Raw genomic sequence first — 20,122 nt, forward strand, 5'->3', positions numbered from 1 at the left:
ATATGGTAGCAAACGTGCACTAAATCATGCTTTTGGCGTGATTCGTATCACAGAGATTCACAATGTATTTATGCCTCAAGATAGATGTTATTGCAACATAAAACAGTAAAATTTCACCTAATCTTTAAGAATTTAATATAAGCTTTTTCTTAACTTTAGCAAGTCTGTAAAGATTACATTCCGCGTATTAGATACTACCCTAGTAAATGTCAAAAGTCATCATCTTTGTAGTGGAAGCAACAATGATCTCTTTGCCTTATTCTAGCCATAAAGGTAGGAAAAGTTAAGACAGATGATCTAAGAAATAGGAACTTTAACTCGGTAAAATTAGGAAATATTATTTTCGTATAGGTGTATACTTTATATTTTTGTAAACTAATGATAGGTTTGAGCAACTCATTGAAAAATAAAGATTCAGTAATATTACCGAAGATACATTTTTCAAAACTTGTAGTATGTCTACTATCATGTTGTTAAATATCAGGTAATTGGTTAGTAGCTTCAGCAAAAAAAGTATGATGCAAACAATGATTGCCTATCCAAAAGTTACTGTACTCAGAGCTTACGGCTCTTTCAATGCTTCAAGTGCTGCTGAATTTCAACAGCAACTGAAAGCCACTATTGCTGCGGATGAGTGTACAGTATTTTTATTAGATATGGAGCATGTGGAATCCATCGATAGCGCTGGTCTGATGGTATTGGTTCAAAGCTTAAGGCTAGTGGAAGGATGGGGAAAGAGATTTAGTCTGTGTTCGTTTTCGCCCGCATTGCGTATAATTTTTGAGTTAACTCAACTTGATTCAGTGTTTGAAATTTTTGAGAACGCTGAAGCTTTTGAAGCAGCCCTTGCTCAGTCAGAAGTAGTAACACCCAGCTACTACCCAGAGCAAAGTATGTGCGCATAGTCAAGTTTGAAACAAATGAATAGCAAATTTGACAAGCAACTGTTGATGCTAGTAGTGCTAAGGTTGAAATGGATTACAGATATTAGCTGATATTAATATTTAAGTACGGTGACAGTTGCTGTAGAAAAGTTAATTACGTCTGAAGTCTCGCGACCCGCTCGTTACTTAGGAAATGAGTTAGGAGCAATCCACAAGCCGTGGGACACAGCAAAAGTGCGCTGGGTACTGACATACCCAGAAGTCTATGAGGTGGGTGCATCTAACTTAGGGCATATCATTTTATACAATATATTGAATGCTCAGCCGCGACAATTGTGCGATCGCGCCTACTTACCTGCGCCAGATTTAGCAACGAAGTTACGCACAACCCAGACGCCATTATTTGCAGTAGAGTCCAAACGCTCTTTACAAGAATTTGATGTACTTGGCTTTAGTTTAAGCTATGAACTGGGAGCGACTAACATTTTAGAAATGTTGGATTTAGCAGGGATTCCACTAACATGGCAAGAGAGGCAAGCGTCACTATCTACCTATCCGTTGATTTTTGCGGGAGGGCAGACAGCAACATCAAATCCTGAACCTTATGCAGACTTTTTAGACTTTTTTGCTCTGGGAGATGGAGAAGAATTACTTCCAGAAATTGGTTTAGTTATTGAAGAAGGTAAGACTCGTGGGTTGAGTCGTCAAGAATTATTACTTGATTTGGCTCAAATTCCAGGGGTTTATGTACCGCAATTTTATGATATGTCGGCTGACGGTTCGGTGCATCCAAATTCTGTAGATGTACCATCACGAATTTTGCGGCGAGTTGCTGTACCGATGCCTGCATACTCGATTGGGTTAGTTCCTTACGTAGAAACTGTACACGATCGCCTAACAATTGAAATTCGGCGTGGCTGTACGCGCGGTTGCCGTTTTTGTCAACCAGGAATGTTGACACGCCCAGCACGAGATGTTGAACCTGAACAGGTAGTTACTGCGATTGAACAAGGAATGCGGGCTACAGGATACAACGAGTTTTCGCTGTTATCTTTATCATGTTCTGATTATCTATCGCTCAGTGCAGTAGGCGTAGAAATTAAAAATCGTTTGCAAGCAGAAAATATTTCCTTATCTTTACCCAGCCAACGTGTCGATCGGTTTGATAAGAACATTGCCAATATCTTGGGTGGTGCGCGACAGTCAGGATTAACGTTTGCACCCGAAGCAGGGACACAGCGGATGCGGGATATTGTCAATAAAGGATTGACAAACGAAGAACTCTTACGGGGTGTGCAAACAGCTTGGGAACAAGGCTGGGACAAAATCAAGCTGTATTTTATGATTGGCTTGCCAGGGGAAACCGATGTTGATGTTTTAGGAATTGTTGAAACAGTCGCTTGGTTACAGCGCGAGTGCCGTGCTAAAGGTAGAAGACCACTGGCATTTAACTTAACAATTTCTAACTTTACACCCAAGCCACATACACCATTTCAATGGCATTCTGTTTCTACTTCAGAATTTGCACGTAAGCAGGAACTACTAAGACAGGCATTTCGCCGGATGAGGGGAGTTAAAGTGAACTTCACCGATATCCGCATTTCTGCAATGGAAGATTTTGTGGGCAGAGGCGATCGCCGCATAAGTCATGTGATTCGCCGCGCGTGGGAATTAGGCGCAGGAATGGATTCTTGGTACGACAGTGCGGAAAGAGCCTTTGATGCTTGGGGTAAAGCGATCGCCCAAGCCGGATTAAGTTGGAAATACCGTCAAATAGAAAACGGAGAATGGAACTTAATTCCAGAACAAGAAACAACTAGCAACCAGCAACTAACCACTAGCCACTTACTTGATGCACCACTACCTTGGGATCATATTGATACAGGCATTAGTAAACAATGGTTGCAAGAAGATCTGCAAAAGGCTTTAGCTGCGGCTACAGTTCCCGATTGTTCATTTGAGGGTTGTTCGCACTGCGGAGTATGTAGCACCAACTTTGGTCATAATGTGGTCATTGAACCACCACCAATTCCTGAGTTTCAAGGAAATTTTGTCCCCAAAACAACTAAAGTACAACGCTTACGCGGATATTTCGGTAAGCTCGGAGATATGGCTTTAGTGGGTCATCTTGATTTGGTACGATTGTTTGATCGAGCAATTCGCCGCGCCGCACTACCAATTTCTTTTACAGGTGGTTTTCATCCTAGCCCTAGAATGAGCATTGCTCAAGCGTTACCCTTAGGCGCAACAAGTAGTGGTGAGATTATTGATTTTGAATTGACTCAAGCAGTGCCTGCAGAAGAGTTTCAATATCGCTTAAGTCAAGAATTGCCAAGCGATCTGCCCATTTACAGCGTAGTAGCTGTAGACTTGAAAGCACCTGCAGCAACTCAAGTTTTGAACAAGGCAGAGTATTTAATTAGTATTGCTGTGGCAGAGGAAACTGCGATCGCACAATGGCAAGAATGGTTAACAGCGATCGCTAACTCGGAAACAATGTGGTTTGAACACATCAGTAAATCTGGTAAACGCCAACAAGTGAATTTACGCGATCGCTTGTTTGAGTTGTCAGTCAGTAAAATACAAGAAGCAAACGCTGTCACTTTACGATATGTTGGTAGTTGTCGTAATGATGGTACGCAACTTAGACCAGAACAGGTAATCTTTATGTTGGAGCAAGTAGCACCACAACGGGAATTTCAACTACTTCATATCCATCGTAATCAGTTAGTTTTAGAGTACGACTTAAGTAAGTAATCTCAGCTACTAAGCGCTCATAGCTAATTGCTTTTTCTCAACCTTGAGTTAAAATTGAACCAATAGAAGTTTTGCTAGCGCCGCACATTGAGTGACCTGACCACTCTCCTGTTATCAGGGCTGAAGCAAAGATGAGTGAAGAATTTGACGATTCTTTTGCATAAAAGCTAAGGCGGATTGAGTGTTTTCTCTGTTTGTCCCTATAAGTGGTAGAGTAAACAATTCTAGGCGCAGTCATCGATTCATTATGAGTTGTTGCAGACTGTTACCCTAAATCTTAGTTAGGGAAAATGCATGAAGCTCAACCAAAGATGGCTACTCAGGTGAAACGCTAGATATGCACCTATTCGGCAAGAATTTACCGAATCGAGGTTAGATCAATAACTTCTTGTCCAGCGTAATCAAAACGACTCTTATGTACCAGTAGAGAAGTGAATAACTGGTGTTAAAGCTAAAAATCTTCAAAATCAGGAATTATGCATTGAGCAACAAAGGTGACGAGATGATCGCAGTTAAGCATAATCAGCATAACTATCAGGGAAATAAGTCTTTTCCCTGCAACCTTGTCAAAACCTAATTTCGTTTCCTTAGGTCACTAGAACTTTATTTATGCCAATACTAAGGGCAATTTTTGAGGGAATTGAATGCCAAAACAAATCATTATAGCAGAGCAACATCATATCGCTGCAGTATTTTCAGAAGACCAAATTCAAGAACTTGTCGTTGCTACAGGTCGGCACCAAATTGGTGATATCTACTTAGGTGTTGTTGAAAATGTTTTACCTGGTATCGATGCAGCATTTGTCAATATAGGTGATACAGAACGTAATGGTTTTATTCATGTCACCGACCTTGGTCCCCTAAAACTGAAGCGTACTGCAGGAGCCATTACTGAACTTTTAGCACCACAGCAAAAAGTCTTGGTGCAAGTGATGAAGGAGCCAACGGGAAACAAAGGACCCAGGTTAACAGGAAATATCACTTTACCAGGTCGCTATGTCGTACTAATGCCGTTTGGGCGAGGCGTCAACTTGTCAAGACGCATCAAAAATGAGAATGAGCGGAATCGCTTACGCGCTTTAGCAATCCTGATTAAACCAGCAGGTATGGGCTTACTCGTTCGTACTGAAGCGGAAGGAAAGCCCGAAGAAGCAATCATGGAAGATCTAGAGTTGCTGCAAAGACAGTGGGAGGCAATTCTGCAAGAAGCACAATCGACACGCGCACCTTCTCTGCTGAACCGAGATGATGATTTTATCCAACGCGTACTGCGGGATATGTACGGTGCAGATGTGAACCGAATTGTTGTCGATTCTAATACAGGGCTAAAGCGCGTCAAACAATACTTAATCAACTGGAGTGGAGGTCAAGCGCCCCAGGGTTTGTTAATCGATCACCACCGCGATCGCATTGCGATTTTAGAGTACTTCCGCATTAATGCGGCAATTCGCGAAGCCCTCAAACCAAGAGTCGATCTTCCTTCTGGTGGCTACGTCATTATTGAGCCGACCGAAGCATTAACCGTGGTGGATGTCAACTCTGGCTCATTCACGCGATCGGCAACTGCTCGCGAAACTGTGTTGTGGACAAACTGCGAAGCTGCAACCGAAATTGCGCGACAACTGCGCTTACGCAATCTGGCTGGCGTGATCATTGTTGATTTCATTGATATGGAATCTCGTAAAGATCAACTGCAAGTCTTGGAACACTTTAATAAAGCTCTCAAAGCCGATAAAGCACGACCGCAAATTGCCCAATTGTCTGAGTTGGGATTAGTTGAATTAACCCGTAAGCGCCAAGGACAAAACATTTATGAACTATTTGGTCGTCCATGTCCTACCTGTGGTGGATTAGGACATTTAGTTCATTTGCCAGGGGAACCAGATCGCGATGCAGTCGCAGCACCCAGAAATGGAGCAGAACGAGCCGTGGGTGAAACACTGCGACTAGCAGAATCGCGAGACTATACTGAACCAACTGCAGATTATAATTTAGAACCTGGTGACAATGAGTTTGCTAATCTCAATATTCTGAATCATCCTAGCTATCAAGAACTCGGAGAGAGTAACAAAAATCGCCGGACTCGTCGCCGCCTGATTGGTAGAGGCGAAGGTTCTGTGAAGGATGAACCTCGGATGCCATCTACACCAATGAATTTGGTAAACGAACGCGATCAAGACCTTGAACAAGAGTCTGAATCATCAACATCCGAGATATCACTACCAGTCACTGGTAAAAATAACTGGATTGAGCGCACTGAGCGCAGTAGACCAGCTAAACCAGAACCGGTGAAGCCTACTGTTGCTGAACCTCCGGAAATAGTTTCTGTGGAGATGACACCAGAAGAACAAGAAATCTATGCCATGATGGGTGTTTCGCCATTGGTACATGTGAATCGAACAGTCAAAAATTCACGCTCTTTGATCATCAATGTCGTGTTACCTGGGCAAGCTGCATCTGAATCTGCTGAGGACGATTTTGTGACACCATCACAACCACAGCCAGTTACGATCAGCCCCCAAGCGCCTGTAGAATTCTCAGATACAGATAATACAGAGGAATCCTCTGTTGCGACTGTAACTGATGAAAGTGAGAGTGAAAGTGATACTGGTGGAACTGTTGTTACGCGCAGACGTCGCCGTCGCTCTTCAGCAGTAGAGAATCGAGGTGAAGAATAGGAATGTAAAATGCTACGTTCCTATCAAAGTAAAGAGCAAGGTTGAGTATGAAAAATGACTATATTAACTTAGACCTTGACTCAGCACTTAGCAACCAACATTCAGTTTTGCTAGCTGGAGTAGACGAAGCTGGACGCGGAGCCTTATTTGGTCCTGTGGTAGCAGCGGCAGTCATTTTACCTCCGGCTGCTTTACCTGAGTTGGTAGCGTGTCAGGTACGTGATAGTAAACAACTATCGAGTTATCGGCGCCAGCAGTTGGCAGAAAAAATTTGTCTGTTGGCTGTGGATTGGAGAGTAGGCTTTGCTTCTACAGCGGAGATTGACAGCATCAATATTTTACAAGCATCACTGTTGGCAATGAAGCGCGCTGTGACTAAACTCAAGGTAACGCCAGAGTTATGTTTAGTGGATGGCAACCAGCCCATCAAAAATTTAGCACTACCTCAACAAACACTTGTCAAGGGAGACGAGCGATCGCTTGTCATTGCTGCTGCTAGCATTGTCGCGAAAGTATGGCGTGACGATCTTATTCTACGCCTTGCTGCTAAGTATCCGCTGTACGACTTGGTATCAAATAAAGGTTATGGTACTGCACGTCATCTACAAGCACTACAGCACTATGGTCCCTCACGACTACATCGATTGTCGTTTCGCCCCTGTCAAGTTAGGGCAATGGAAATTGGGGTTGGGGAATAATTAAATCAGCTTCAGTATCTTCAGTGTCACTTGCCCAAGCATAGTAATCTGCTAGCAGTTGATGCTGGAGTCTTTGTTTGATCGTCAATAAAACACTTTTGAGTAAACCATTACCCGCAGCTTCTAAGATTGGCTTGGGTGTCAGCCAAAAGGGAGGTGGTAATTCTACTTGTACTTCTAATTCTGCCTTTCCTTGGAGACCCGCCTTACTTCCGACCTGAGATGGAGACAAGTATCCTTTCAGATTGAGGGCAAAACGTTGATTGATATAATCAACTCCCCGAATTTCACAGCCTTGCGATCGCAGATAAATTGTACCGTTGTGCTCAGCCCACACTTTAATATCTACTGTTGGTTGAATACTCAGTGTCATAAAGGTTAGCGGACGCATGGTCAGACGGAAGCACTCGTTACTCAAATGCTCAACTCGACTCGGATCGACCAAAGCATTAACAAGACGTTGTGGCTGTCGCAAATAATGTTGAATAGGAATCGGTTGCTCTGGAACAACAATTTCGACTGCTTGGGAAGCACTAAACCGAGTAGACATGAGCGGCTGAAAGTAGCTTTTACATAATTTTACATTCTTTTAAGCGAGATGTTTATACTCCTCAAGAAACAAGTCCTAATGAGTAAGTATATTGGCAAAAGTAAACGTAACATCAAAGCGGTAATTGGTAATTGGTCATTGGCAGAGCTAACTTTCTTCTATCGCTAAGTGCTAATTAGAAGTTTTTGCGTTTCCGATTACCCATTACCAGTTACCAGTTACCACCAATATGAGTCATTTTTTACGTAAGCGATCAGTTTGTAAAGATTTTCCCGCGTAAGATCAAAAGTAAGATGTTGGGGCTTTAGGTATGCAACGCATTGTTTTGATTGCGGGGTTTGAATCTTTCAATGCTGACTTGTACCGCAAAGCAGCACTACTAGCAGAAGAACGCTGTCCGGAGTTGGAAATAGAGGTATTTAGCGATCGCGATATCAGTACTAAACCTGAAACAGTCGCCGCCGCGCTAGCAGATGCTCAAGTATTTTTTGGCAGTCTACTATTTGATTACGACCAAGTTTTGTGGCTGCGCGATCGCGTTCAACATATTGCGATTCGCCTCGTTTTTGAGTCAGCACTAGAGTTGATGAGTTTAACTCGCCTGGGTGCATTTGCGATCGGTGACAAGCCTAAAGGAATGCCCAAACCAGTCAAGTTTATTTTAGATAAATTCAGTCAAGGACGCGAAGAAGATCGCCTGGCTGGATATATTAGCTTTTTAAAAATTGGACCAAAACTGCTCAAATTCGTTCCAGGGCAAAAAGTCCAAGATCTACGCAACTGGCTCATTATATACGGTTACTGGAATGCAGGCGGCATAGAAAACGTAGCTGCTTTATTTTGGACACTCGCAGAAAAATATTTAAATCTCAAAGTCGGTGAAATTCCCCCACCTGTCGAAACTCCTAACATAGGATTGCTACATCCTGAATATCAAGGCTATTTTGAATCTCCCCACGAGTATCTGAAATGGTATGTAAAGGAGGGGCGAGGAGCGAGGGATAAGGAGCGAGGGAAAGATTCTCAAATCCAAGATTCGGTTGTAGGAATTTTGTTGTATCGCAAACATGTTATTACGCGACAGCCTTATATTCCTCAGTTAATTCGTCGCTTTGAAGACGCAGGATTAATCCCATTACCAATTTTTATTAATGGTGTTGAAGGTCATGTAGCAGTACGCGATTGGATGACTACCGCATATGAAACTGCACAGCGACAGTCGGGTCATATTGAAACTCCTTCGTTATCACCCGAAGCCGTAGAAGTTGATGCAATTGTCTCTACTATTGGCTTTCCCCTTGTAGGTGGTCCCGCAGGTTCGATGGAAGCAGGGCGACAGGTAGAAGTTGCAAAACGGATTTTGAGTGCGAAAAATGTACCTTATATTGTTGCTGCACCATTACTGATTCAAGATATTCATTCCTGGACGCGCCAAGGTGTGGGGGGATTGCAAAGTGTCGTATTATATGCGTTACCCGAACTTGATGGAGCGATTGATCCAGTTCCCTTAGGGGGATTGGTGGGTGAGAAGATTTATTTAGTTCCTGAACGGGTAGAGCGGTTGATTGGGAGGGTAAAAAAATGGATCGCTCTACGCCAAAAGCCAGCAAATGAGCGAAAGATTGCAGTTATTTTGTATGGTTTTCCGCCAGGTTATGGTGCGACGGGAACTGCTGCATTATTGAATGTACCGCGATCGCTCCTGAAATTCCTCCAAGCATTAAAAGACTGTGGTTACACAGTCGGAGATTTACCGGAAGATGGCGAAGAGTTAATTTCTCAAGTCAAAGTTGCTGATGAAGATCCATCTGTTGGTACTGTTGTCAATGCGCGAACTTTAGAAACGTGGTTAGGTTATCTCAAAACATCTTGGATTGAAAAACATTGGACTTTAACAAACAGTGGCATTAAAACCTATGGCGATGAGTTTCATCTCGGTGGCGTGCAACTTGGTAACGTTTGGATTGGCGTACAGCCACCACTGGGAATTCCTGGCGACCCAATGCGGTTAATGTTTGAGCGAGACTTGACACCACATCCACAATATGCTGCGTTTTATCAATGGTTGCAGCATGAATTTCAAGCTGATGCGGTGGTTCATTTTGGCATGCATGGCACAGTAGAATGGTTGCCTGGTTCGCCGTTGGGAAATACTGGTTATTCGTGGTCAGATATTTTGTTGGGTAACTTACCACATCTATATATATATGCAGCAAATAATCCTTCCGAGTCAATTTTGGCAAAGCGGCGCGGATATGGTGTTTTAATTTCGCACAATGTCCCGCCTTACGGTCGGGCGGGGTTGTATAAAGAATTAGTAGCACTACGCGATTTAATTGCGGAATATCGCGAAGATCCTGAAAAGAATTATGCTTTGAAAGAAGCGATTTGTAAGAAAATTGTTGATACGGGAATTGATGCTGATTGTCCGTTTGAAGATGCTAAACGCTTAGGCATTACTTTTACACCAGAAAATGCACGGTTATTTAGTAATGCAGCATTTAACCATTACTTGGTGCAATTGTATGAATATCTACAAGTATTAGAAAATCGTCTATTCTCTTCGGGTTTACATATATTAGGAGAACCACCAACCGCAGAAGAACTAGCAAGCTATCTTCAAGCTTATTTTAGCGACGAATTATCCGAGGAGACGATCAGCGCGATCGCAACAGGCAATTACGGACAAGGCAATATATATAAGTACGGGCAAGGTACTGCCTTGCCCCAACCCAACACTTTACCCCAAGAAGCATTACAAATTCGCGATCTTCTAGCACAAAACACTGATGAAATCACAAACCTTTTAAAGGGACTCAATGGCGAATACATTCCGCCTGCGCCTGGTGGTGACTTATTACGCGATGGTATTGGTGTTTTACCCACAGGGCGCAATATTCATGCGTTAGATCCTTACCGAATGCCATCACCTGCGGCTTACGAACGCGGAAAAGAAATCGCCCAAAAGATTATTGCCCAACACTTACAAGAACACAAAGCATATCCTGAAACTGTCGCTGTGATGTTGTGGGGATTAGATGCAATTAAAACTCGTGGTGAATCTTTAGGTATTTTATTAGAACTTGTGGGCGCAGAACCTGTTAAAGAAGGAACAGGAAGAATTGTCCGCTATGAGTTGAAACCTTTAGCTGAAGTGGGACATCCGCGCATTGATGTCTTAGGAAATCTTTCAGGGATTTTCCGCGATAGCTTTGTGAATATTATTGAGTTACTCGACGATTTATTTTATCGCGCCGCAACTGTAGAAGAACCAGAAGACCAAAACTTTATTCGCAAGCATTATTTAGCACTGCGATCGCAAGGAGTCGCAAATCCATCGGCACGGTTATTTTCTAATCCGGCTGGTGACTTTGGTTCGATGGTGAATGAAAGAGTTGTTGATGGTAACTGGGAATCAGGTTCGGAGTTGGGTGATACTTGGCGCGATCGCAATGTGTTTAGTTATGGCAGGCAAGATAAAGGTCAAGCACGACCGGAAGTGTTAACACAATTATTGCAGACGAGCGATCGGATTGTGCAAGAAATTGACTCTGTAGAATATGGTCTTACTGACATTCAAGAATATTACGCTAACACGGGTGGATTGAAAAAGGCAGCTGAGAAGCAACGCGGGAAGAAAGTGAATGCAAGTTTTGTCGAAAGTTTCTCGAAAGATACAACACCCCGAAATTTAGATGATTTATTACGGATGGAGTATCGCACCAAATTACTCAATCCCAAATGGGCGGATGCAATGGCAAATCAAGGTTCGGGTGGTGCATTTGAGATTTCCCAACGGATGACAGCTTTAATCGGTTGGGGTGGTACTGCTGATTTTAGTGATGCTTGGGTTTATGACCAAGCTGCTGATACTTATGCCTTAGATTCAGAAATGGCGGAGAAATTACGCAAGGCAAATCCTGAAGCTTTTCGCAATATTGTGGGCAGGATGTTAGAGGCACACGGGCGAGGTTTTTGGCAAGCTGATATGGAGAAATTAGAGAAATTGCGGGAGTTATATGAATTAGCAGATGAGGAGTTAGAAGGAGTGACAGTTTAGATAATAAAGTGCGTTAATACTAGATAAATTAACGCACTTTATATACTTTAGTAATATGCTTATAGCAATATAGAAATCAGTATTTAAATGACATGATGCTATAAGTTTAAATTAGTTTGAATCGTATTTACTTATCGGTTTGCTTAGTTTCTACATTCCTCAATATCCGAATGATCTTCTAAGTAGTTAAGTAAGTTTAAAAAATCTGCTCTTGGTAAACATCTACCTCCTACAGGGTTAAAGGCTAATTCTGGTTTACCACCATCATATATGTGATATCCCCAGTAAAATAATTGCTTGCTATTGCGAATAACAACTTCGTCTGGATCAATAAATTCAAACTTCTCATCATCCTCAGAAATTTCAGCAAAATATCGCTGATATTGATCTTTCAATACTTGACTTCTTCTTGTTTCATCTGCTTGATAGTTATTAATTAAGACAAAAATATATGCATCTTGATTAACTCTACGAATTGCTTGCGCAGTCCTTTTGATTACATGACCATTTTTATTCAAGCCAAGAGGATTAAGTGTAGTGGGAATAATACAGTAAGTGAATTTCTTGATGAGTTCCTCATCGTTTTCTTCAAAGACTGGCGAACAGTCACAAACAACCATTTTTACATCATTAGGTGGTGTACTATTCTCTAACTTATTAATATCATAGACACTAATAGTATTACCTGGTCTTCGATTAGTACCAGGTAGCATTAATCCGTTGCCGAGTAAAGTTGTTAAATTCTTTTGTGGATCGAGATCGATCAATGCAACATCGTAACCAGAAAGTGCCATTGCGCCAGCAATATGTGCGCTAACTGTCGTTTTACCTACTCCGCCTTTGCAAGTGAATACACCAAGATAAGTAGGTTCTTGAGATGTAGGTGATGACGGTGCGAATTCACTACCAATAATCTTTAATCTACCATTTTGAATTTCTCCTAGTCTGACTCTATTACTCTGGGCTTGCTCAAAGTAAGCCATTGCTTGGCGCGAGTATCCACTAGCAGAGACAAATAATCCTCCTGCAAATTGTGCAGCAATTGGTAAATCTAAGAAGTCAAAAAACCTTTCTAATTGTGAAACTCTGACTGGAACTCTATAGTTTTTAACCTGAACTGCAACAAGTAAATTATTCTTAACCGCTGCAATATCATAACCCCTTGTGTTGGCTGGAGGCATTTTGACTTGCCATCCGTCTTGTTGTAAGAGTAATGCAACAACTCTTTCAAAATCACTCGCATTTTCAAAAGGTTCCATAGCCGAATGAATCCATCTCTCCTAACACGTCTATTTCTAGAGTTCCCCAGAATTTTTGCTGAGTAACATATTAGAGATGAGGAGTGATGGTTAGGTGAAAATATTTATATCAAAAAAGTAGTATATATAGGGCTACAAAAACTGTTCTAAATCTCGTAACACAACTCCCACAGCATAGAAACCGATTGCGGAAGTCCTAACTGAAAAAGCGTGTCTAAATGTTCTTCCCGTGTTTTTGGTGTTTTTTTTAGATTTCTTCTTTGCCTTTCTACGACTTCGCATACCACGCGCGGATTCAGATCAAGCAAATGTCGAATAAACTCATCTGGGTGCTGAGCTTCAACACCGTAGGGTTCGAGGCTATCAGATGGGAAATCCTTAAGGTTGAAAGTAATAATAACATCAGCATTGCAACGAATTGCTGCTGCCAGAACATGGCAATCTCCTGAATCAGGAAGTTGTAAAGAAGGAATTATACTTTCGTAACCTGTTACAAGGGAGTCTCGAACGTTTGAATTCATGAGAGTTTTAGTTCTGGTAAGCTGTTCGAGTGTTAAATCAGGTCGTTCCTTTAAAACATTCCTGATCCATTCGCCGTGAATCTCATCTGTCCAACGCGCCTTAAATAAATCAGTCAGTGCTAACCACATTAACAGATCGCGTAGTGGCGCTGGATACAACACACAAGCGTCGTATACTGCTGTAAAATTTGCCACAGCCCGCTAGTATCCCATGTTAAGTTCTTCTGCTTGATTAGTAAGCTCCTCTAGAATTTGCATTCTTGCTGCATCAATCTTGTTTTTGTAGTCGATTAAATCTTGGTAACGCACGCGGCGACGAGTTCCTACTTTACGGTAAGGAATTTCTCTAGACTCTAGCAATCCTACTAAATAAGGACGAGAGACATTGAGGATATCAGCTGCTTCTTGGGTAGTAAGTTCTGCATGGATCGGAATGAGGGTTACGGCGTTACCGTTAGCCATCTGTACCAAGATATCAACAAAAAGACGAAATGCTTCTGCTGGTACAACAACAGTCTCATCAGTGTTGTTTCCCACAATTTTAATAGTATGAGGTGCTTCGTTGTTGTGCACATACGACGATAGAATCCTGCTACTAGCTTGAGCTAGAGAAGCTTCTTCTGCTGTTGGTGTATTAGTTTCAGATCGATACGCAGTGAGTGTCATAGAATAAACTCTTGAACTCCTTTGTCACTTTACTTCTGTAAAAGAAGTCGGGATGCATTTGTGTAAGTGTTATTTTAACAACACTGCGAAATGAATGCAATAGACGAAATGAACGAAAAAAACTGGTTTGCAACTAGATATTGCTGCACTCAGTCAAACCTCTGTGATGCGTGCGTGTGAGTAGAGATTGCAGTAAAAGTACTCTATAAAACGACTTCTTTAAATAATTTGCCGTCTTCCATGTAAATTGTGCGATCGGCGACATCTAAAATGCGGTTGTCGTGTGTCACCATCAGAATCGCGCAGCCTTGTTCTTTGGCTAGTTGCTGCATTAAATCAACGACATCTCTTCCTGATTTACTATCTAAAGCAGCGGTGGGTTCGTCGGCTAAAACTAATTTGGGTTGACTGACTAAAGCCCGCGCGATCGCAACACGTTGTTTTTGTCCTCCTGATAAGTCAGAAGGGTAGTAATTTATCCGATTTCCTAACTTCACAGCATGAAGCATCGCTTCGGCTTTTGCTTTTGCGATGCGATCAGGTTCGTTATGCAATTCCAACGCCATTTGGACGTTTTGTCTTGCTGTTAAAAACTCTAATAAGTTATGCGATTGAAAAATAAAGCCAATATGACGCCGCACTTGGACTAACTTTTCATCACTAGCGCCATAAAGTTCCCATCCTAAAACTTTTAAGCTTCCTTCTTGAACAGAACGTAAACCACCAATTAAGGTTAGTAATGTACTTTTACCTGAGCCGGATGGTCCCGTCATAATAATAACTTCTCCGGCTTTTATTTCTAAGTTTATGTCTGATAATACTTGGCTACGTAATGATTTTCCACCAAAATAATGATTGAGGTTTTTGATATGAACAATTGTTTTTTCATTCATGTGAATTGATGTATTTTTTAAAATAAATTTAAATTAATACAAGCAATTAAATAAGATTAATTTGTTTGGAGATACTTTAAAAGATATCCGCAGGATCGGCTGAGCGAAGTTTGCCAATTGAAAAGAAACCCGATGTAAAACACATGAGCGTAGCCGAAATTAAGACTGCAAATAATTTATTAGGACTCATAATTACTGGTAACTGAGTTGCATTGCTAGCAACATCGTATAATCCATAGGAAATAATGAGTCCTGGGATATAGCCTAAAACTGCTAATAACAAGGCTTGTTGAAATACAACATCAAGTAGATATTTGTTTTTAAACCCCATTGCTTTTAAGGTTGCATATTCCATCAAGTGATTAGAAATGTTGCTGTACAAAATTTGATAAACAACAACAACTCCAACAACAAAGCCCATAAACACCATTAAGCTAAAAACAAAACCAATGGGAGTTCTAACTGACCAATAATCTTTTTCAAAAGCCAAGTAGTCTTGACGAGTAAAAACTTTGACATCGTTGGGTAAAATCTTGGTTAATGCTGCTTGCATTTTTTTAACATTAGTACCTGGTTGAAGCGTGACTAAACCTATATCAATTTTTTCTGGAGTACGGTCCTGGAATATTCTGAGGATTGTTGCGTAGTTAACGATTAAGTTTCCATCAACTCCAAAGGAAGGACCTAATGTAAATAGTCCGCCAACATTGACTTGATAACCAACTGTTCCGTTATAAGGAAATATTTCAACTGAGACGGGTTCGTTGTGATGAAAATTCTCCACAACTGGACCAAATTCAGGTCTGGAAGCTTGGTCAAATAAAACTCTATTAGGGAACTTGAGAACGTCAAGATTTTGCGTAACTTCTGGAATGTCAAAAGCTGGAAATGCTGGGTCGATACCTAAAACATAAATAGGATTTTTTTCTCCGTTTTGAGGATTCTTAAATTTAGAAAATTGGACATATAGTGGGCTAACTGATTCTACTCCTTCAAAACCGAGGACTTGATACAAACGCGATCGCGGAAAGCTTTGCTGTGATGTCAAAGATTTATATTGCGAACTAATGATAAATAAATCACCTTTGAGTTTTTGATGAACTTGTGTTGCACTCTCGTATAGCGCATCTTGAAAACCTAGTTGCATAAACATCAAGATGACTACAAAAGCAATACCTGCCAAAGCTACAATGAAACGTATTTTTTGCCTTGCTAGTTGCAGCCATGCTAAAGGAATTTTGAGTAGCATGATAATTCTTATAAGTTAGGAGCCAGAGAGGTTGGAAGACTGGGAATTATAAACGATGAATGAGTGTTAAGTTAAGAAATTCTCATAACGTGCTAAGGCACCGCTACGCTAACAAAATTTAAAACTTTTCTAACCCAATTACCCATTACCTATTACCAGCCTTTATGTTACGTTTATTTTCACCCATTTACTTATTAAATATTGATTGCTACTTGCACTTGTAAGTTTGTTAAACCGGCGACTCTTTGATTATCTTTTGGGTTATCAATACGAATTCTGACTTCAACAACTCTGTTATCTGTGTTAGCTGTCGGGTTAGTACTTAAGACTTCTTGCGAATTGACTTGTAGCCCAATTTGTGTTACTTCGCCGCTGAGATCTTCAGACAAAGCACTGCTAGTAATTGTTGCTTTTTGCCCTAGACTAACTTTGTTAATATCAGTTTCATAAATTTCTGCTATGGCGTACATTTGGTTTGTTTGACCTAGTTCAGCAATTCCTCGATTACTAACAAGTTCTCCAGGACGGGTGTGGACTTTCAGTACTTGGGTGTCTTTGGGCGCGCGGACATAAGATAAATTTAAATCAGCTTGAGCTTGCTTCACAGCGGCGATCGCACCATCGACTTCTGATTGGGCGACTTGAACATCTACAGGACGAACTTCAGCAGTTGCTGCTAAAGTTGCTTTGGCTTGGCTAATTTGTTCGCGGTAACTTGATGTTGTCCGATTTAAAGTAGCGCGTGCTTCATTGAGTTGCTGTTGTACTGTAGCAACTGGTAAGCGTTTACTATCAAATAAAGAAGCCGAAATAGCGCCTTCTTGATATAAGTTTTGATAGCGTTGATATTCAGCTTGTGCGTTATTAAATTCAGCTTGTAAACGGGCGATCGTTGCTTGTTGTGCTGGAATTTCACCTTGTAATTCAGCTTGTAAACGAGCGATCGTTGCTTGTTGTGCTTCAATTTGTCCAGTTTGGGCGCCAGCTTGAACTCTAGCTAACTGTGCTTTGGCAATTTTGACTTGCTGATTTGCTGCATTTAAAGCGGCTAGTCTCGGTTCATAAGTATCAAGTACTGCAATAATTTGTCCTTGTGCAACGCGATCGCCTTCTTGAACTAAAACTTGTGAAACTCGCGCACCTTGTGCTGAAGTGGGCGGCGATAATCGAATGACTTCTCCTTGTGGTTCTAAACGCCCCAAACCTGTAACAGCTTTTCTGACAGGAGTAGGATTTTCACTTGTCGTTGGCACTACACTTCTAGAGTTAGACCGAAATGTAACTATGTTATAAACTGAAAAAGCTCCGTTGAGCAGGCTCAATAATATTACAGCACCGATCAACCATTGCTCTTTGTCTTGCTCACGTTTCTTCTGAACCATAACTTTATTTTCCTGATACGGTAGTTCAGATCACAGCGTAAATATCGCCATATACCTAATTAATAAAACTCGTTTTGATTTGGATACAGAAAACTCAATCAATGTTAATGCCTAGAACCTAACAATAGCTTTGCAGGTTGCACTCAGAACATTTGTTAATTTTATTACCATTGTTTCTTGATTAAACTAGGATTGCGGACAAGATTGCCGAAGTAGCGACTATCATGAGAAATTAGCAAAGAAGTAGAGTACTTTTATTGCTGTCACCTTTTTTTTGCAAATACAGGTATTCTTGAATACAAGAAAAGTTTATTGCCCCAGAGAATCTAGCATTGGGAGATATCGTGCTTGACTCTACTTACTATTCTGTAAAATAAAATTGCTTAAGAGCCGGAATTGAGTAATATTGCCGCGTAAAGGAATTATAACTAATTTTCTATATTTGTAAATGAGTCTAGGCGATCAATTTTCTAGAGCTTGCATAAAACAATTCAAAGAATACGCGTGTGAGAAGATAAAGGTAAAGCTATCTTGGGCAATAAGCTTGCAGCTTTCGATTGAATCAACTTTTGGCAGTCTTAGAGGCAGTTAAACGACCTACTCTCCAAAAGCTAACTTAACGTCTGCTGTCTTGCATTTATGTACGGATTCTATTTAAAAGCATCATAACTATAAACATGAAAATTAAGGGTTCGTGCTTAATCTGATATTTATAAAGCATTAAAAATATTTATATATTTTAATTGTAATATAGTTAGCTACTTTAAATGGCTAGCACAACAAAGAAGTATAAACTATATTGAGACTGTACTAGGCTTGCTGTAGTGATTGATACTCAAGAATTACCTTTTTTTTGATATACAAAAGTAATGTAAATATAGCTGTTCGTGGGGCTTTACGGAACTAGGCTGATTCGTATATATTAGAGCTTAATTCGTACAGAGTGGTCAAAATTGATGCAAATCGCTCTGAGCAAGGGTGCTGTTGATAGATAGCTTGAACAAAGACTGAAATGCTTGTTGAAGTTTAGTTACTCAACATAATGATATTTGAGGATGTAGCTCAAGCCATTAATTATTGTGATAACTGGATAAATTATTTTGGGGATAAAGAACACAAATGCCTATTGTCGCCATCGCTCAAATCAAAGTTGGTATCAATAGACGTCCGATTAAGCAACAAAAAGTTTTAGAGCTGATAGAATCAATTCAAGCAAATGGATTATTAAACCCGATTACTGTCGATCAAAATCTAACTTTAATTGCTGGGCTGCATCGGCTGACAGCCTGCAAAATGTTAGGGTTGGAGAAGATTGAGTGTAATATTATCAATTGTGCAGATTCGGCGCACGCACGTTTGGCAGAAATTGATGAGAACCTGATTCGTAGCGAGTTGGATGCATTAGAGCGTGCAGAGTTATGGTTAGAACGCGATCGCATTTTGGATAGCTTGCGATTAAGGGCAAAACCAGGCGATAATCAATATACCTACAAAGGCAGTAAGGGCAGTGAAACGATTTCACCACCTCCGAAAACAACTTTCGAGTTAGCTCAAGCAGTAGGATACACCGAGCGAACATTTCAACAAGGGAAGCAAATTGCCAAAAGCATTTTGCCCGAAGTCAAAGAAGCCATTAAAGGAACTGCGATCGCTAAAAGCACAACTGCACTCCTTAAAGTAGCCCGTGCAGGAAGTAAAGAACGCGAAGAAGCAGAAAAGGCAGAAAAAGCAATCAAAGAAGCTCAACTTCAGCAAGAAGAACTGCAACACCAAGCTCGATTAGCAGAGGAAGCAAGAACCAAACAGCGAGAGTTGCAACTACTTACACTGCGCAATGTAGCGGCGCAGAAAGAGGCGAAGTTGAAAAAGAAATCGCGCAAATTGTCACCACTAACAAGAGAAATAACCGCTCAAGACGTTTTGAACACTCAACCTGGCGATCAGTGGCTGTTAGCACGACACTTAGTTTATTGCGGCGATACCGCAAGCGATGAGTTTATTCGTTGTTTACCATCTCATGCTGCCCTGGCGATCGCCACTCCTTCAACCATTTGGCAACACGATTACTTAGTTGATGAAGCGCGGATTGTTGCGGTACTACGTAGCGCTGGACACATTCATCAATTTTGTACCCAGCAACGGATGCCTTTTCAATATGAATTATTGATTGGTGGCATCTATGTTGCTCTTTTTTCTTACTCTGCGCTGAGTGAACCCCAACAGCCGATTGCAATTGAAGGTGTGGAAGGAATTGTCGCTTTTCTGATTAGTTTGTACTCCAACGCAGGAAACTTCGTAATTGCGCCATTTATTGGACACGGTGAAGCTTTGATCTGTTGTGAAAGAATGGGACGAATTTGTTTTACTGGCGATCTTGAGTCGCAGCGCGTGAGTCAGGCGATCGCACGTTGGCAACAGTGGACGGGAAAGCAGGTAAATAGAGGAAACTAAAATTTAAGTAGTTCGGAAAAACTGGTTAACTTCATCAAAACTTTACAAAAAACCCAAGAAAAGGGGGTCTTTTA

Annotated in this window: 13 protein-coding genes; 6 read left to right on the forward strand and 7 right to left on the reverse strand. The window is 41.1% G+C overall.

The window, feature by feature from the left end; genetic code table 11:
* The first annotated feature begins 515 nt into the window (after window positions 1-515).
* The 4 genes from CSQ79_RS11125 (at window position 516) to CSQ79_RS11140 (ending at window position 7,017) form a co-directional block, all read left to right on the forward strand.
* Complete coding sequence (locus tag CSQ79_RS11125) at window positions 516-905, forward strand: STAS domain-containing protein (RefSeq protein ID WP_289501038.1); 390 nt, start codon at window positions 516-518, stop codon at window positions 903-905.
* 108 nt (window positions 906-1,013) lie between these two features.
* Complete coding sequence (locus tag CSQ79_RS11130) at window positions 1,014-3,641, forward strand: TIGR03960 family B12-binding radical SAM protein (RefSeq protein ID WP_099701234.1); 2,628 nt, start codon at window positions 1,014-1,016, stop codon at window positions 3,639-3,641.
* 644 nt (window positions 3,642-4,285) lie between these two features.
* Complete coding sequence (gene rne, locus CSQ79_RS11135; protein WP_099701235.1) at window positions 4,286-6,319, forward strand: ribonuclease E; 2,034 nt, start codon at window positions 4,286-4,288, stop codon at window positions 6,317-6,319.
* Window positions 6,320-6,366: 47 nt separating this feature from the next.
* Complete coding sequence (locus CSQ79_RS11140) at window positions 6,367-7,017, forward strand: ribonuclease HII (RefSeq protein WP_099701236.1); 651 nt, start codon at window positions 6,367-6,369, stop codon at window positions 7,015-7,017.
* Here the strand turns inward: CSQ79_RS11140 and CSQ79_RS11145 are convergent.
* Window positions 6,986-7,567, reverse strand: coding sequence for a DUF1997 domain-containing protein (locus tag CSQ79_RS11145; RefSeq protein ID WP_099701237.1), 582 nt, complete (start codon window positions 7,565-7,567; stop codon window positions 6,986-6,988). The two genes, CSQ79_RS11140 and CSQ79_RS11145, sit on opposite strands and share 32 nt — an antisense overlap.
* Before the next feature lie 310 nt (window positions 7,568-7,877).
* Between CSQ79_RS11145 and bchH the strand changes: the two genes are divergently transcribed.
* Complete coding sequence (bchH, locus tag CSQ79_RS11150; protein ID WP_099701238.1) at window positions 7,878-11,627, forward strand: magnesium chelatase subunit H; 3,750 nt, start codon at window positions 7,878-7,880, stop codon at window positions 11,625-11,627.
* 143 nt (window positions 11,628-11,770) lie between these two features.
* Here the strand turns inward: bchH and CSQ79_RS11155 are convergent, their stop codons facing one another.
* The 6 genes from CSQ79_RS11155 to CSQ79_RS11180 form a co-directional block, all read right to left on the reverse strand.
* Entirely contained in the window at window positions 11,771-12,886 is a 1,116-nt protein-coding gene (locus tag CSQ79_RS11155) for a nucleotide-binding protein (protein WP_099701239.1), read from the reverse strand.
* Window positions 12,887-13,032: 146 nt separating this feature from the next.
* The gene (locus CSQ79_RS11160; protein WP_099701240.1) at window positions 13,033-13,602 is read right to left on the reverse strand and encodes a PIN domain-containing protein; all 570 of its coding nucleotides are present in this window, start codon (window positions 13,600-13,602) and stop codon (window positions 13,033-13,035) included.
* A gap of 6 nt (window positions 13,603-13,608) precedes the next feature.
* Entirely contained in the window at window positions 13,609-14,073 is a 465-nt protein-coding gene (locus tag CSQ79_RS11165) for a helix-turn-helix domain-containing protein (RefSeq protein ID WP_099701241.1), read from the reverse strand.
* 203 nt (window positions 14,074-14,276) lie between these two features.
* Complete coding sequence (locus CSQ79_RS11170) at window positions 14,277-14,966, reverse strand: DevA family ABC transporter ATP-binding protein (protein ID WP_099701242.1); 690 nt, start codon at window positions 14,964-14,966, stop codon at window positions 14,277-14,279.
* A gap of 76 nt (window positions 14,967-15,042) precedes the next feature.
* Window positions 15,043-16,215, reverse strand: coding sequence for an ABC transporter permease DevC (devC, locus tag CSQ79_RS11175; protein ID WP_099701243.1), 1,173 nt, complete (start codon window positions 16,213-16,215; stop codon window positions 15,043-15,045).
* A 194-nt stretch (window positions 16,216-16,409) separates the two neighbouring features.
* Window positions 16,410-17,597 (reverse strand): ABC exporter membrane fusion protein, encoded by a 1,188-nt coding sequence (locus CSQ79_RS11180; protein WP_099701244.1) that lies wholly within the window; start codon window positions 17,595-17,597, stop codon window positions 16,410-16,412.
* A gap of 1,119 nt (window positions 17,598-18,716) precedes the next feature.
* Between CSQ79_RS11180 and CSQ79_RS11185 the strand changes: the two genes are divergently transcribed.
* Window positions 18,717-20,048 (forward strand): ParB N-terminal domain-containing protein, encoded by a 1,332-nt coding sequence (locus CSQ79_RS11185; RefSeq protein WP_099701245.1) that lies wholly within the window; start codon window positions 18,717-18,719, stop codon window positions 20,046-20,048.
* Window positions 20,049-20,122: the final 74 nt, after the last annotated feature.

It is taken from the genome of Gloeocapsopsis sp. IPPAS B-1203 (genome assembly GCF_002749975.1).
In the GTDB taxonomy this organism is placed as follows: domain Bacteria; phylum Cyanobacteriota; class Cyanobacteriia; order Cyanobacteriales; family Chroococcidiopsidaceae; genus Gloeocapsopsis.